The sequence below is a fragment of the Acinetobacter sp. MD2(2019) genome (genome assembly GCF_035615615.1).
Lineage (GTDB): Bacteria > Pseudomonadota > Gammaproteobacteria > Pseudomonadales > Moraxellaceae > Acinetobacter.
The window spans coordinates 99438-114782 of the sequence record NZ_VTDU01000007.1; the positions used below are offsets into that span (position 1 = coordinate 99438).

A 15345-nucleotide genomic window follows, 5' to 3' on the forward strand; every position below is an offset into this window, starting at 1 on the left:
AAATAATTATTTTTTCATTTATATATTGAAATGTGAAAAAAAATTCTTTAATAATGTGAAATCACTTAGATAAAGAAAAATAATTCGAAATGAAGGTCGTTATAGTATCAATCAGGGTGTGATAGGGATCGAACTGAACGGAAAATGCTATTGGGAGATCAGCATTGACCAACACTCAAAAGGTGACAGTTCGGCTTTACAGACACAAACAATCACAAGTTGTTTGTCTAACTTGATTCTATCCAAATCAAGTGGTCTTGAAGTAAACATTGGTTTTCCCTTGACTCTTAAAATTATAACTCAAATTTCAGCTCTGTTTTATTTTTCCTAAAAATACAGGAAAAGCCATGCAATTAGATCGCTACGATAAACAAATCCTTGAAATATTAACGCATGAAGATTTAAACCTGAATGAATTATCTGAACGAATTAATCTTTCAGTCAGTTCCGTGCATCGCCGCATTAAGCATTTGATTGAATCGAATATTATGACTAATTTGAAGCGTGAAATTAATTACGCCAAATTGGGGTTTACTTTGCATATTTTGCTGCAAGTGTCGCTGAATAAACACGATAGCGAAACATTCGACCGCTTTTTGGAGCAAATTGAAGCCATTCCTGAAGTGATTAATGCGTATTTGGTAACGGGGCAAAGCGCAGATTTTATTGTAGAGTTGGTGGCAAAAAATATGGAAGATTATAGCGAAATTCTATTGCGCCGAATTGCAAAAATTGAAAATGTTGTGGCGCTGCATTCAAGCTTTGTGATTAAAAAATATAATGTTTTTAATTGCTACAACATGCTTAGTCGGGTTTAAGTGATTTAAAAAAAGCCCTGTGATGACGGATCATCACAGGGCTGAATTGTTTTTAGATTAAGCCGATGCTTTTGGCTGAATCATATTTTCAATGGCTAAAATTTCTGTTAATTGTTGCTCTGACAGTAAATTTTCTTCGCGGATTAAATCCAGCACATTACGATTTTCTTGATTGGCTGTTTTGGCAATCCGTGTGGTATTTTCATAACCTAAATATGGATTGAGCGCGGTTACAATACCAATCGAGTTTTCGACTTGCTGTTTGCAATGTTCTACATTTGCAGTCACTGTGCTTACGCACTTATCGTTAAACATATGCATGGCTTTGCTGAGTAAATCAATTGATTCAAATAATTTAAACGCAATTAAAGGTTCCATTGCATTTAATTGTAATTGACCTGCATCGGCAGCAAGCGTAACCGCTAGATCGTTTGCAATCACTTGGAATGCTGCTAAGTTGACAGCTTCAGGAATAACAGGGTTTACTTTGCCCGGCATAATTGAGCTGCCCGGTTGGCGCGGCTCTAAATTAATTTCGCCAATGCCTGTGCGCGGCCCGCTCGATAACAGACGTAAATCGTTGGCAATTTTAGAAAGTTTGGTTGCCGTACGTTTTAACAAACCTGAAAACAACACAAAATCGCCCATGTCAGATGTGGCTTCAACAAAGTCAGGCGCTGCTTGAATGTTGTGTTGTGAAATTTTGCTCAGTGCAGCAATCGCTAAAGGTGTGTATGCCGCTTCAGTATTGATGCCAGTGCCAATGGCCGTACCGCCTAAGTTCACGTAACCAAGCATGTCTGGAGCAATACTATTTAGTTTGTCTAAATCTTTTTGTAAGGTATGTGCAAAAGCCCCAAACTCTTGACCAAGCGTCATAGGAACAGCATCTTGCAATTGCGTGCGGCCCATTTTTAAAACCGATTTAAACTCTTCTGCTTTGCTTTCAAAGCCTTGAATGAGTGCGGCAAAAGCATCTTGCAAGCTTGCAAGGCTTAATAAAAGTCCTACACGAATAGCCGTTGGGTAAACGTCATTGGTCGATTGCGACATGTTGACATCGTTATTTGGGTGCAAGTTTTTGTATTCACCTTTTGCATAGCCCATGTGTTCTAACGCAACATTGGCAATGACTTCATTGGCGTTCATGTTGGTCGATGTGCCAGCACCACCTTGTAGCATATCTACAGGGAACTGCTCGTGATATTGACCATCGATTAATTTTTGGCATGCAAAAACAATCGCTTGATGTTTATCTTGATTTAAACTGTTTAATGCATGATTTGCATCTGCACACGCCCACTTCACCATGGCTAAAGCGCGAATTAAATTTGGATGATTGCTAATTTTATTTTGTGTTAAGTTAAAGTTCTCTATAGCTCTAAGTGTTTGAACTCCAAAGTAAAACTGATTTGGAATATCACGATTGCCTAAAAGATCCTTTTCTGTACGAACAGCGACATTTGTATTCATTCTTGAAACTTATGAAAAATTTGGTAAAGCCATCATAGAAATAAAAATATGAAATTGATAATGTATAAAATGCACTAAGTATGCATTTTTTGCATAAACTATTTATAATCCGCGCTACTTTAAAATGATTTTAAAAAGTGTGGTATGAATTTAGAAATTCGCTGGGCGTTAGACTTAATTACATTGGATCAGGAACGATCGATCTCTAAAGCAGCAGACAAACGTTATATTTCGCAATCGGCATTTAGTCGCCGTTTACAACATTTGGAGGAAACTGTCGGTTTTAATTTAATTGATCGACATGCCAAAGAAATTTCATTTACCGAACTTGGGCAAGTATTATTAACGACAGCATATTCTTTGCAGTCACAATTAAATGAAAGTATGCATTTAATTGACCAGATGAAACACACCAAAGAAAATACCATTAAATTTGCCGTAGCACATTCTTTAGTTAATAGCTTTTTTGCCGATTATTTGCGTTTTGTTCCCATAGAAGAACAAGGCATTAAATTTGAAATTATCGCCATTAACATTGGTGAAGGGCTGAAGTTATTAAAAGAGGGCAAAATTGACTTTTTGGTGTCTTATTCTTCCAAAAGCATTAAGCAAAAAGCACAGTCAGAAAGTTTGGTGGCAGTAAAAATTGGTGAAACTGAAATTATTCCAGTATTTGCACCCTTAAATGCGGAAAAAACTTTCGATTTAAGCACCGATTTTCCACTACTGACCTATAGTAATAATGCCTATTTACGTCATTTGGTCGATCAAGTAATAGAAAACAACAATTTAAATTGCCATATTTTGTATGAAACAGATAATGCAGAGAATTTAAAGCAGTTGGTGCTGCAAGGTGCTGGCGTGGCTTGGTTGCCTAGAATTACCATTGCAGAAGAATTGAAACAAAAGAAATTAATTGAGCTTTCAACGGCCGAAATTGTGGTCACACAAAATATTTTTATTTATAAAAATAAATTGAATAATCATGAATTGACCAATTTAGTGCTCGATCATTTTAAACAAAAAGAGTATTAATGATATTTATTAGGGGAAGCAGATTGCTTCCCCTAATCAATTTTGCTTATGGTTTATAAAATATTTTTTAAGCGTTGAATCACTTGTTCGCATTGTGCAATATCGGCAACCAAAGCCATACGCACATGGTTTTGACCCGGATTACCTTGCTTTGTATCACGAGATAAATAACGTCCAGGCAAAACTTTCACATTGGCTTTTTCTAGCAATTTACGTGCAAACGCTTCGTCATCTTCCACTTGTAACCAATAATAGAATCCGGCATCTGGTTTTTTGAGTGGCAATAAATGTCCTAATTCGCTTTGGAATAACTCAAATTTAGCACGATACAATTTACGATTTTCTTCAACGTGCTGTTCATCATCCCAAGCGGCAATTGAGGCCATTTGGTGTTGTACAGGCATGGCTGCACCATGATAGGTGCGATATTTTAAATAAGGCGCAAGTAATTGGGCATCACCCGCAACAAAACCTGAACGCATGCCGGGTAAATTGGAGCGTTTTGACAGTGAATGAAACACCACACAGTTTTTATAATCGTGGCGGCCCATTTCAGCGCAGACTTCAAGTAAACCAGTTGGTGCGTGTTCAAACCAAAGTTCTGAATAGCATTCATCCGAGGCAATAACAAAGTTATATTGGTCTGAAAGTGCGATCAGTTTTTTGAATTGCTCTTTAGATAAAACCGCGCCAGTAGGGTTCCCCGGAGTACAGACAAACAATAACGCCGTTTTTTCCCAAACCTCTGCCGGTACGGCATCGAAGTCGCCTAAATAGCCATTTTCTTCGGTACAGTTAATAAAATAAGGTTTTGCACCTGCCAGTAAAGCGGCACCTTCATAAATTTGATAAAACGGATTTGGCATCACCACATACGGCGCGTCATCTCGATTAACCAAGGCTTGCACAAAAGAGAAAATGGCTTCGCGTGTGCCAGATACAGGTAAAATGTGTTGTTCAGGATTAATTTGCGTGAGATGAAAACGCTGACTTAACCAGTTTGCAATGCTTTGGCGTAATTCAGGAATCCCTTTGCTATTCGGATAAGTCGATAAATGCTGGAAATTATTTGCCAGTGCTTGCTTTACAAATTCTGGCGCTGGGTGTTTCGGCTCACCAATGGATAGTGGAATGAGTGGTAAATCGACCGGTTGAATATCTTGAAATAATTGATTCAATTTTTCAAACGGATACGGGTGGAGCAAATTTAAACTTGAATTCATACCAATGACCAAACTTCAAAATTAATGTTGAATAACCACTTGATTAGACGCTTCGTCTAACGCGGCTTTAAGTTGTGCAGCAAATGTTTTGGCTTCATCGACCGACATCGGAACGCTATTCTTTTTTGTCACAAAGAAAATATCTTCTGCGCGTTCGCCCAATGTGGCAATTTTTGCTGAATGAATATCGAGTCCTTGCATCATAAAAATGCCACCAACGCGTGCCAATAATCCAGGATGATCCAGCGTTGAAATTTCAATCATGTTCTGATTGAGAACTGGATTTAAGCTAATTTCAACAGTATTTTCAATGTCAAAATGGCGTAATTGACGTGGAATTCGGCGTTGCATTAACGCAGGATAATTATCCGACTGGCTCAAGGCTTGAATGAGCGCATCCTTTACGGTTTTTTCGCGTTCTGCATCGGTTAGTAAGCTACCGAAACGATCAAGCACAATATAAGTGTCTAAGCTAAAGGCTTTGGTTGCGGTAATAATACGGGCATCTTGTACATCTAGATTCATCCGATCGAGTATCGCCACTGTGGTTGCAAACAGGTTCGGTTTATCTTGCGTGTAAATAAAGATTTGTACTGCATCGGGCGCAGATTTTCCGTGCGCGCGCAACATCACCAACGGCGCTAAATTATCGCCATGTTCCAAAATAGCGCGAGTATGCCAAGCAATATCTTCAGCAGATTCTTTTAAGAAGTAATCATCACCGAGTTCTTGCCATACTTTTTCGACATCACTTAACGAAAATTCTTGGACCAATAATTCGCCCGCGGCAAATTTGGTGTCTTCAATTAACATCGGATAATCGACAGGGCGGTCAAAACCTAAACGAATGCTGTCGCGCGTTTGGCTATACAACTGGCGCATTAAGGATGCGCGCCATGTATTCCAAAGCTTCGGATTGGTCGCATTAATGTCTGCCACGGTTAGCGAATAAAGATAATCGAGGTGTTCCATATCACCTAATTTTTCTGCAAATTCTTTAATCACTTCTGGGTCAGAAATATCTTTCTTTTGCGCGGTTAAAGACATTAATAAATGGTTTTGAATCAACCATGCAATTAATTTTCCTTCTCGTTCGGTAAAGCCATGCTGACGGCAAAATTCAATCGCATCTTCTGCACCTAATTCGCTATGATCGCCACCGCGCCCTTTGGCAATATCGTGGAATAATGCGGCAATCATGACAATATCACGGCGTTGCATGCGTTGATAAACCGAACTGACTACAGGGAATTGTTTGGCAAATTCAGGTTCTTTAAAACGACTTAAATTACGCAGTAACAATAAGGTGTGTTGATCTACCGTATAAATATGAAATAGATCGTACTGCATTAGGCCAATAATTTGCCCAAAGGCAGGAATATAATTTCCTAAAATGCCATAGCGCTTCATTGCCAAAAGGGTTTCGTACAAGCGTGAAGATGTCCGAATAATCGACATAAATAACGCTTGATGTTTTGGGTTGTCTCTAAAGCTCTGATCAATACGTTTAGCCGCTAAAGATAACAAACGCAATGTACGCGCACGGATACCTTGAATTTCTGGCATCTGCGTTAAAAGGTGGAAGATTTCTAAGATGGCGCTTGGATCTTCAGAAAATACTTTATGGTGTTGTACTGCAATTTTACCATCAACTAATTTAAAGTTTTGGTTAATCTCTTCAATTTGGCGTTCGTAATCGGGTAAACGTGGGGTAATGACTGACTCGTTAAAGTAAGCCAGTAAAATTTCATTTAAGGTTGAAACTTGCTGCGCTGTTCGGTAATAGCGCTTCATGAATTGTTCGATAGGGTAATTGGGTGATTTACCTTCTTCACGTTCATAACCAAATTTACTTGCAATTTCACGTTGGTAATCGAACAAAAGACGATTTTCATCGCGTTTGGTCAGTTTGTGCAAATAATGGCGGATTTCCCAAAAAAATACTTCCGCTTCTTCTAAAACTTTTAGTTCAAATTCCGAGATAAAACCTAAGTGCACCAAATCGTAGACACGATTGACCCGAAAATGACGTTTTGCAATCCAACCAATTTGGTTCATATCACGAATGCCACCGGGTGCATTCTTAATATCTGGCTCTAAGTTGCTTTCGGTGTTGTTGTGCTGAGCATGGCGCTTGGCTTGCTCTTGCATTTTGGCATTAAAAAATGTCTGATCCGACCATGTTTGTGCCACAATTCGTCTTGGCCAACGGCTCAGCGCTTGATTGCCGGTTAGCAATCGCGCTTCAATTAAAGAGGTAGCAATGGTTAAGTCATCTGCTGCTTGTTCAATACAGCTTTCAATGGAACGAACACTGACCCCTGGTTTGAAATTGCCGACATCCCATAACGATGCAATAAATGCCGACACCTGTTTTTCGAGTTCTGGAGTTAATTCATGTTCAGAAAGAATCATGATATCAACATCAGAATAGGGCAGCATTTCTTTGCGGCCATACCCCCCAACAGCAAACAAACCCAGTTCGCTGTCTTGTAGACCTGCATGTTGCCATAAGAAGCTTAGTGCTTCATCAATCATATTTGAACGTGCCAATATGATTTGACGAATATTATAACCGTCTTCAAATAGCTGCTCGAGTTGTTGCTCTACAGCAGGTTTCCATTGGTTAATGGCAAGGATGTCTTGAGAATCTTTGACATAGTCCAAGAGGGGTAAGGTTTTAATCATGGCTTGAACCTATTCTGCTAAGCATTAATTTTGTTTGACATGCACACTTTTTGCGGCTTGTTGGGCAATCTCGCGTGCTTGGTCGGTCGATTCTGCACGTGCAGTCACAACGCCCATACGACGGCGAGTAAATCCTTCAGGTTTGCCAAATAAGCGAATGTCTGTGTCTGGGTGGCTTAAAGCCTGTTCAATGTTTTCAAAGCTTAAGTTGTTGTCATCTACACCTGCATAAATGACTGCGCTTGCACCCACACTATGGCATTTTGTATTTACAGGTAAACCCAAAATCGCACGCGCATGTAATTCAAATTCACTTTGGAACTGTGTTGCTAGAGTAACCAAGCCTGTATCGTGTGGGCGAGGGGAAACTTCACTAAACCAAACATCATCGCCTTTGACAAACAATTCAACGCCAAAGATGCCACAGCCATCTAGGGCAATGGTGACTTTATCGGCAATTTGCTGTGCCTTAGCTAGTGCAATAGCAGACATGATTTGTGGTTGCCAGCTTTCGACATAGTCACCCGAATCTTGACGATGCCCGATTGGGTCACAAAAATGGGTTTCCACGTTGCCTGTTTCTGGATTTTTTGCACGAACAGTTAACAATGTAATTTCAAAATCAAAATCAATTTGTGCTTCTACAATCACTTTACCCTGATTGACGCGTCCACCTTGCATGGCATATTCCCACGCAGCATCGACTTCGGCAAAGCTTTTAACTCGGGATTGGCCTTTACCTGAAGATGACATGACAGGTTTGACAAAGTTTGGATAGCCAATATCGTCACAAGCAGCACGGAAGTTTTCTAAAGAATCTGCAAAGCGATACGCAGAGGTTGGCAAGCCCAGTTCTTCTGCTGCAAGGCGGCGAATGCCTTCGCGGTTCATGGTTAAATTAACCGCTTTTGCCGATGGAATAATTACAGTTTCTTTGTTTGCTTCAATTTCGAGTAATACTTCGGTGGCAATCGCTTCAATTTCTGGAACAATTAAATGCGGTTTAACGTCACGAATTAATTTTTTTAATGCTTCTGGATCTGCCATATTAATCGTATAGGCAAAATGCGCAACTTGCATGGCTGGTGCGTGGTCATATCGGTCTGCGGCGTGAACTTCGACACCTAGACGCTGTAAAGAAATCACCACCTCTTTACCAAGTTCACCAGAGCCTAATAATAAGACTTTAAATGCTGAAGATTGAAGAGGAGTACCGATAGAGACTTGCATGCAATTCATCCTTGTTTCAGGTGGACTTTTAGCATAACAGAACTGACGAAGCAGTTAAGCCTTGTGAAAAAGAAAATTTAAAAAAATGCATTAAATTTGTGCTATTGATTAAATTGTACGCATTTTATGAATTGTGTTTAAAAACAGCAGTTAAGTTAAGATTTATTGATTATTCAAAACAGGTGCTGAGTTAAATAGATACTGCATTAATGCTGCGAGATTTTTACGATTGAATCGTTAAAGTATGATTTTTATTGTGCATCTTTTGTTCAAGATGCAATGCGTGACAATATCTACTACACTATTGACTATGAATGTAAACGAACTGATCCATATGATGTACAAAAATATGCGTGGTTTAATGCGGAAGTCGCACAATAAAACAAAGTTAATCAATTTATTCGGATTAAGTCTTTTGTTGGCTTTAGGTGGCTGTAATCAGTCGAGTAATTCGGAAAAAAAAGTTGAAATTAAGCCTGCGCCGAAACAAAGTAATGATGCAACGGCGTACGCCAAGCAAGCATGGCATTTAATGAATCAAGTTGAGCCGTTGGTGGTTCCTGCACAAAAGGCAACTATTGATGACCAAGTTCGAAAACCCCTGCGCGAACTGGGTATTGCGTGGAAAATTAATGTAAAAATGACCGATTCTGTGACTGAAGGTAAATATGCATTGTGTCGCAAAGCCTTAACGAGTCTTGACACGTGGGCAAGAGCGGTAAAAGAGGCTGATCCATTACAAGCCGACTTAAAACAAAGTTATTTAAATGACAAAGCTGAATGTAAAGATGCTTTAGATCATCCAAGTTTAGGCAATACTTCACCCAATTAAACTATAAAAAAAGCGGATATAGAATCCGCTTTTTAATTATGTCACTTTCAACTGATTATGCTTTTGGCTTCGCTGCAGGTGCAGGCGTGGCGACTTTGTCCGCTTTTACTTTTGGTTTTTTGTCTTGTTTAATTACAGAAGATACGCATTTTCCACCTTTGTGATGAGGGCCTGTGCCGCCTTGTAATGAACTTCCCTTAGGGCATGCCATAGCACTTGCGCTAGCAAGAGCGATACTTGCGATTGCGATCGATGCAAAAATCTTTTTCATAGTCTAAACATCTTTGGGTTGTCAGGTGAAAGTACCTGATTCTTATCATAATCAAAACAATAAGAAAAACAATGTAGTGAATATGTTTTTTTATTTTTATCATGCAACATGAAAAAGCCAGAAAATTTCTGGCTTTTGGGTTTAATTTGAATCGTTAGGCTTTCGGTACTTTTGATCAATCACCGCCCACAGGGCAAATGCTGTAGATACAACTAAGGCATATAAAAAGTATTCAGCTTTCAAATTGCCACTAATCACACCTTGGAAGGCTAAAGTAACCATCAGTGCTAAAGTGGTGACGCAATAGGTCAGCATGTGCTGATTGCTTTTTACGGCATTGATGAAGACTAATTTATTTATTGAAGTCATCTTCATTCCTCCTGTTTGTCGAATGGACAACTGCGTTGTGGTGATTAAATCAATTCTTATTGTTTTACTTGGTATTTAACAATAATTCAAGAGCAACTAACGTAGTTTTATTAAACTAATATGACAAAAATGAAAATTTGTTAAATTTTTACTAAAACGATATAAAAACTTCACATTTTTTCAAATGGAAGGCATGATTTAATGGTTTACCCTAATAACTATGCAAAAAAAATGCCTGAATTATTCAGGCATTTTTAAATGTTACATTTTTATTTCTGCGGACTTAATTTATCTATTGCATAACAGATAGCAAACACCACAAGCGATGGTAGCAACCACGCTAGATTCTGTTCATTTAACGGTAAATTTTGTAGCGCACTTGGTACAAGGTTACTTAAGCTAGATGCTTTTAATCCTTCAAAAATACCAAAAATAAAAGAAACAGCTGTCACAGGCAGCACAATAGTTGATGGTTTATGGAAGAATTTCCAGAAGAAACTCAACACAATTACAACAATGGCTGGTGGGTAAATGGCAGTTAAAACTGGAATAGAAAAGGCAATCAGTTTAGTTAAGCCAAGGTTTGAAATAAGTAAGGCAAAGGCAACCAAAATAAACACTAAAATTTTATATGGAATTTTAGTTAACTCGTGGAAATATTCTGCACATGAACAGGTGAGGCCAATGGCTGTAACCATACATGCTAAGAAAATGAGCGTACTTAAGAATAATGAACCCAAGTCACCAAATGCGTGTTGTACGTAGGCATGTAAAATGACTGCGCCGTTACTTGCATTCGGAATAAATGAATGGCTTTGTAAACCTAAGCGGAAAAGGCATAAATAAAGCAAAGTTAAGCCAACGCCTGCAATTAAACTTGCAATAATGGCGTAGCGCATAACCAATTTTTTGTCCGTTACGCCGCGCGAATGAATGGCTTGCACGATCACAATACCAAAAACCAATGCGCCTAAGGTATCCATGGTTAAATAGCCGTTAACAAGACCTTCAGACATTGGACGATCAATATAGTGATCGACAGGTAATGACGCGCCAAGTACAGGAATTAATAACGTGGTGATACACAATACTGCTAGAGCAACAATTTTGAGTGGTGCTAAAATATGCCCAATCGTATCCAATAATTTATTTGGATAAAGCGACACGGCTGCAACCAACGCAAAATAAATACAGCTATAGATGAATAAATGGCTTGAAGAATCTCCAAAATAAGAAGAAAAGCCAATTTCATAGGAAACTGTCGCGGTACGCGGGGTTGCAAAAAGTGGCCCCACCGAAAGATAACAGACGATTGTTAAAATCAAACTTGCAGTGCGCCCCAACGGAGCACTTAAGTTTTCAATAGAACCTTCAACGCGTGAAAGTGCCATAATGGTAAGAACGGGTAAGCCAACGGCAGTAATAAGGAAACCTAATGCAGCAAGCCAAACATGGTCGCCTGCTTGCTGGGCAACGATAGGGGGGAAGATAATATTGCCTGCACCAATAAAAAGTGCAAAGGTCATAAAGCCAAGCGCAATAATATCTCCAAAACTAAGCTTAGTCATAGACTTGGAAAATGCCTTCTAGAAGAAGGGCTAGATTTTAGTGCAAAAACAATCTTTTTCAATCCTTAATGCACTAAAAATATGCTAAATTAAAGGCAATAGCGCTGCTTTAGTGAGCAATCGCTGGGTTGTTTTGGTGCAAATTTACACAAAAATTGCTTATTTTATGAATCTTTTTACCTGAACAATAACCTAGACTGCTTTACAGCCATTCAGCATAAATTCAGTCGCGCGATAGGCTTGGTAAAGCGGCGCTTTGTCTTTGTGTAATTTACTTAATAAGGCTGCGCCAAGCCACATTTGGTAAAGCACTTGCGCAGTTTGGGCAGGGTCTGCTTGAATATGCATAGAAGCATCGTCCATGCCTTGTTGAATGAGTCGGCAAATATGTTGTACAAGACGTTTGGTGCCTTGTTCCATAATTAAACGCATATCTTCAGAAAGATCTGCAACTTCGGCTGCAAGTTTCACAATCAGGCAGCGATCCGCCCAGCTGGCTTGTTCTGCACTATCTTCAATCCATTTGTGAAAATAAGCGAGCAGATTGTCTTTGGCACTGTGTGTGTTGCTCCAAAGCGTATTTAATCTAGCTTGATAATCGCTAATATAGTGCTCGAGTAATTCGCAGCCAAAAGCTTCTTTAGATTGAAAATAATGATAAAAAGAACCCTTTGGAATGCCACAGCTTTTTAATAGTTCTTGTAAGCCAACCCCGACAAATCCTTTTTGTAATACCAAATCAAAGCTGGTTTCTAAGATATATAAACGCTTCTCTTCAGATTTTTTCGCCTGATTGGTGGACATGCAAGGGATACCTTTATAAAATAGACCAGTCGTATATATTTATTTTATCTGAATATACGTCGTTGTAAAGCATTTACTATTCAAGTTGTCCAAACACAAGTATTGGGATATACATAATTAACCGATTTATTATGCGTATTTTTAATATCGACAAACTACGATACGACACAAGTAAACCTCGATTGCAGCGGCTCAATCCATTGAAGGACGTCTTATGATTGTTTTACATCATCTTAATCAATCTCGCTCATTACGAATTTTATGGTTACTTGAAGAAATGCAGCAGCCATACGAATTAAAAGTCTATAAAAGAAATGCATTAACGCGTTTGGCGCCTGAAGAATTAAAAAATATTCATCCGCTTGGCAAGTCGCCAGTTATTGAACTTGATGGCAAAGTGATTGCAGAGTCGGGCGCAATTGTTGAATTGCTGATTGAAAAATTTGCAGCACATTTGGCACCAGAACGCCATGAAGAAGATTATATCGATTATTTACAATGGATTCATTTTGCTGAAAGTTCGGCTATGGTTCCATATTTACTGAAAATTTTTAATTCCATTGAAACCCAAAAAGGCACGGAACTGTGTTTCTTAGACAGTTATGCCGATGCTGAATTTAATAAGGTTTTTGGATATTTAGAGTCAACTTTGGAAAATAAAACCTTTTTAGTCGGCAATCGTTTAACTGGTGCCGATTTCATGCTTGGTTTTGTGGCACATGGCTTGGTTTACGGCATGAAATTAGCTGATAAATTCCCAAATATTCATCAATATTTAAAAAATTTAGAGGCGCTGCCAAGTTGGCAGCGTGCATTAAAAATCGAAGCAGAATGTAACTAGTCCTTCATGTATCTGTTGGATGATGACTGTTGTCAATAAAATCACAGAATCATCCAGCAGGTTTCTATATTCCAATTTATGCGATTTGCATATTTTTTGCTTGCTTTGTATGCTAAAACGAAATTAGCTCATGATTATACTTAGAATATTCATTGTTTCACTTTTTATCCCTCTTAAATAAGGATCTGTATGCGCGCCTCGAAAGTTATTATTAAAACTGAACAAGAAATTCAAAAACTGAGAGTGTCAGGGCGTTTGGCGGCAGATGTATTGGCCATGATTGGAGAATATATTCAACCGGGCGTGACCACCGGAGAGTTAGACCGAATTTGTCATGATTTTATTGTGAATACCTTAAAAGTTACGCCTGCAAACATTGGTTATTATGGATATACCAAATCGACCTGTATTTCGCCCAATGAAGTGATTTGTCATGGCATTCCATCTGACAATATTGTGTTAAAAGCCGGTGATATCGTCAACATTGATGTTGCGATTATTAATGAGGGTTATTTTGGTGATACCAGTCGGATGTACTATGTGGGGCAAGTCAGTGCCGACGCGAAAAAACTGGTCGAAACAACTTATGCTGCAATGGTTGCAGGAATTCATGCTGTTAAACCAGAGGCCACTTTAGGTGATGTCGGACATGCAATTCAAACCGTAGCAGAACAACAAGGTTACAGTATTGTTAGAGAATATTGTGGGCACGGCATTGGAAAAGTGTATCACGAGCAACCGAGCGTTGTGCATTATGGTACACCGGGTTTGGGTTTAAGCCTAAAAAAAGGCATGGTTTTTACCATTGAGCCGATGGTGAATTTAGGTAAGCCACAGGTGAAAGAACTTGCCGATGGGTGGACGGTGGTATCGGTAGATGGTTCGCTTTCTGCGCAATGGGAACATATGGTTGCAGTCACTGACGATGGCTTTGAATTACTCACGCCGTGGCCTGAAGGTGTAGGCAGTTTTCCTGAAATTTAATTCAATTGCATTTTAAAGGAACTAAAATGACATACCAAATACAACAAATTGATTTTGAAAGTGAGGGTGAAACACTCGCTGCAGATTTTTATATGCCTAATCAAATAGAACAACCACCCGTGATTATTATGGCAAATGGCTTTGCCTGTGAACGTCGTTTTAGCTTGCCAAATGTTGCCGCAGAATTTGCAGAACAAGGTTTTGCGGTAGTTTTGTTTGATTATCGTGGTTTTGCAGAAAGTACAGGCGAGCCTAGAGAGCTGGTTTCGCCGTCACATCATCTTCAAGATTGGAGTAATGTGGTACGTCAGGTGCAGCAGTGGAATAGTGTTGATTTAACACAGTTATTTTTATGGGGTGTGTCATTTAGTGGTGGACATGTAATGACAATTGCATCACAAATGAATGGTATTCGTGGAATTATTGCATTGGTGCCGCATGTAGATGGCCTTGCCAGTGCGATGAAATATCCTAAAAAATACTTTTTCTCAGCACTTAAACTGGCTTTGAAAGATGTATTGAATATGACCTTAGGGCGGCCGCCTGTACGTATTCCTGTGGTGTCTGAACAAGGTGTGGCGTGTTTGGCGGGCGAAGAGAATTATGCAGCATTCATGGCCACTGTGCCAAAAAATTCTTCTTGGTTAGGTCAAGTTCCTGCGCGAATTATGCTGGATATTAACCGCTATAGACCCATTTGTATTGCCGATAAAATTAAATGCCCAGTGTTACTGATTGCGGCAAAAAATGATTCACTGATTCCTTTTCAGTCGATTCAAAAAACAACACAGAAAATTCCACAAGTTCAATTTGAAAGTTTTGATATGACGCATTTTGATATTGTAAATAAAGATAGTTGTTTTTTTCAGCAAGGGATGCAGTTGCAAATTCAGTTTCTTAAGCAATATGTATCATCTTAACTGGAATAATTGGTGGTGTTTCAAAAAGTATGCTGAAATAAAAAAACAGGTAAGAATTTGATACTATAGAGAAATGCTAATCACTCTACAGGTAATGCTCCCGCAAATTAAGCGAGTTTAAAAGTAGAAAATCGATTAACCTTTGTCCAAGGAGATTTTCTATGAAAACATCAAAATATTCAGACAGTTTAATCATGAGTATTTTAAAACAAGCTGAATCTGGCACGCCTGTACCGAATCTTTGTCGTGAACACGGTATGAGTACGGCAACGTTCTACAAATGGAAGTC

At 38.9% G+C, this 15345-nt stretch carries 14 protein-coding genes and 1 pseudogene; 7 read left to right on the forward strand and 8 right to left on the reverse strand.

Translation table 11 applies throughout. From position 1 onward, the window contains the following. Positions 1-347: 347 nt before the first annotated feature. On the forward strand, positions 348-818 hold the full coding sequence (locus I2F62_RS05815; RefSeq protein WP_324626080.1) for an Lrp/AsnC family transcriptional regulator: 471 nt from the start codon (positions 348-350) through the stop codon (positions 816-818). A gap of 57 nt (positions 819-875) precedes the next feature. Here I2F62_RS05815 and I2F62_RS05820 read toward each other — a convergent pair whose 3' ends face one another. Next, positions 876-2291 (reverse strand): aspartate ammonia-lyase, encoded by a 1416-nt coding sequence (locus tag I2F62_RS05820; protein ID WP_324626081.1) that lies wholly within the window; start codon positions 2289-2291, stop codon positions 876-878. Positions 2292-2435: 144 nt separating this feature from the next. Between I2F62_RS05820 and I2F62_RS05825 the strand changes: the two genes are divergently transcribed. Further along, entirely contained in the window at positions 2436-3326 is an 891-nt protein-coding gene (locus I2F62_RS05825) for a LysR substrate-binding domain-containing protein (protein WP_324626082.1), read from the forward strand. Between the two features lie 53 nt (positions 3327-3379). Here I2F62_RS05825 and dapC read toward each other — a convergent pair whose 3' ends face one another. From dapC to purT, 3 genes are read right to left on the reverse strand one after another with little or no spacing between them, the layout of a single operon-like run. Beyond that, entirely contained in the window at positions 3380-4549 is a 1170-nt protein-coding gene (dapC, locus tag I2F62_RS05830) for a succinyldiaminopimelate transaminase (protein WP_324626083.1), read from the reverse strand. Between the two features lie 21 nt (positions 4550-4570). Beyond that, positions 4571-7237, reverse strand: a complete 2667-nt coding sequence (gene glnD, locus I2F62_RS05835) for a [protein-PII] uridylyltransferase (RefSeq protein ID WP_324626084.1) — start codon at positions 7235-7237, stop codon at positions 4571-4573. Between the two features lie 24 nt (positions 7238-7261). Next, on the reverse strand, positions 7262-8467 hold the full coding sequence (purT, locus tag I2F62_RS05840; protein ID WP_420713727.1) for a formate-dependent phosphoribosylglycinamide formyltransferase: 1206 nt from the start codon (positions 8465-8467) through the stop codon (positions 7262-7264). A gap of 361 nt (positions 8468-8828) precedes the next feature. On the opposite strand from purT, the gene I2F62_RS05845 reads away from it, so the two are divergent. After that, complete coding sequence (locus I2F62_RS05845; RefSeq protein WP_324626095.1) at positions 8829-9299, forward strand: hypothetical protein; 471 nt, start codon at positions 8829-8831, stop codon at positions 9297-9299. Between the two features lie 139 nt (positions 9300-9438). Here the strand turns inward: I2F62_RS05845 and I2F62_RS13180 are convergent. From I2F62_RS13180 to I2F62_RS05865, 4 genes and pseudogenes are all read right to left on the reverse strand, one after another. Continuing rightward, a pseudogene (locus tag I2F62_RS13180) lies at positions 9439-9570 on the reverse strand (hypothetical protein); the annotation flags it as partial. Positions 9571-9711: 141 nt separating this feature from the next. Beyond that, a complete protein-coding gene (locus I2F62_RS05855; RefSeq protein ID WP_420713728.1) occupies positions 9712-9945 on the reverse strand; it encodes a hypothetical protein in 234 nt (77 codons plus the stop codon). A 263-nt stretch (positions 9946-10208) separates the two neighbouring features. Then, the gene (gene brnQ / locus I2F62_RS05860; protein WP_324626088.1) at positions 10209-11507 is read right to left on the reverse strand and encodes a branched-chain amino acid transport system II carrier protein; all 1299 of its coding nucleotides are present in this window, start codon (positions 11505-11507) and stop codon (positions 10209-10211) included. Between the two features lie 192 nt (positions 11508-11699). Then, the gene (locus I2F62_RS05865; protein ID WP_324626089.1) at positions 11700-12311 is read right to left on the reverse strand and encodes a TetR/AcrR family transcriptional regulator; all 612 of its coding nucleotides are present in this window, start codon (positions 12309-12311) and stop codon (positions 11700-11702) included. A 214-nt stretch (positions 12312-12525) separates the two neighbouring features. On the opposite strand from I2F62_RS05865, the gene I2F62_RS05870 reads away from it, so the two are divergent. From I2F62_RS05870 to I2F62_RS05885, 4 genes are all read left to right on the forward strand, one after another. Next, positions 12526-13152, forward strand: coding sequence for a glutathione S-transferase (locus I2F62_RS05870; protein WP_324626090.1), 627 nt, complete (start codon positions 12526-12528; stop codon positions 13150-13152). A 189-nt stretch (positions 13153-13341) separates the two neighbouring features. Next, complete coding sequence (map, locus tag I2F62_RS05875) at positions 13342-14136, forward strand: type I methionyl aminopeptidase (RefSeq protein WP_324626091.1); 795 nt, start codon at positions 13342-13344, stop codon at positions 14134-14136. A 26-nt stretch (positions 14137-14162) separates the two neighbouring features. After that, complete coding sequence (locus I2F62_RS05880; protein WP_324626092.1) at positions 14163-15056, forward strand: alpha/beta hydrolase; 894 nt, start codon at positions 14163-14165, stop codon at positions 15054-15056. 161 nt (positions 15057-15217) lie between these two features. Further along, positions 15218-15345: transposase (locus I2F62_RS05885; protein ID WP_324626096.1), on the forward strand; the 128-nt coding region annotated here is incomplete at its 3' end.

Bases quoted from the DNA above. Each gene is read 5' to 3' on its own strand.
- brnQ (WP_324626088.1), bottom strand. From the start codon at position 11,507: ATGACTAAGCTTAGTTTTGGAGATATTATTGCGCTTGGCTTTATGACC.
- I2F62_RS05870 (WP_324626090.1), top strand. From the start codon at position 12,526: ATGATTGTTTTACATCATCTTAATCAATCTCGCTCATTACGAATTTTA.
- map (WP_324626091.1), top strand. From the start codon at position 13,342: ATGCGCGCCTCGAAAGTTATTATTAAAACTGAACAAGAAATTCAAAAA.
- purT (WP_420713727.1), bottom strand. From the start codon at position 8,467: ATGCAAGTCTCTATCGGTACTCCTCTTCAATCTTCAGCATTTAAAGTC.
- I2F62_RS05820 (WP_324626081.1), bottom strand. From the start codon at position 2,291: ATGAATACAAATGTCGCTGTTCGTACAGAAAAGGATCTTTTAGGCAAT.
- I2F62_RS05865 (WP_324626089.1), bottom strand. From the start codon at position 12,311: ATGTCCACCAATCAGGCGAAAAAATCTGAAGAGAAGCGTTTATATATC.
- I2F62_RS05845 (WP_324626095.1), top strand. From the start codon at position 8,829: ATGCGGAAGTCGCACAATAAAACAAAGTTAATCAATTTATTCGGATTA.
- I2F62_RS05815 (WP_324626080.1), top strand. From the start codon at position 348: ATGCAATTAGATCGCTACGATAAACAAATCCTTGAAATATTAACGCAT.
- I2F62_RS05855 (WP_420713728.1), bottom strand. From the start codon at position 9,945: ATGAAGATGACTTCAATAAATAAATTAGTCTTCATCAATGCCGTAAAA.
- I2F62_RS05825 (WP_324626082.1), top strand. From the start codon at position 2,436: ATGAATTTAGAAATTCGCTGGGCGTTAGACTTAATTACATTGGATCAG.
- glnD (WP_324626084.1), bottom strand. From the start codon at position 7,237: ATGATTAAAACCTTACCCCTCTTGGACTATGTCAAAGATTCTCAAGAC.
- dapC (WP_324626083.1), bottom strand. From the start codon at position 4,549: ATGAATTCAAGTTTAAATTTGCTCCACCCGTATCCGTTTGAAAAATTG.
- I2F62_RS05880 (WP_324626092.1), top strand. From the start codon at position 14,163: ATGACATACCAAATACAACAAATTGATTTTGAAAGTGAGGGTGAAACA.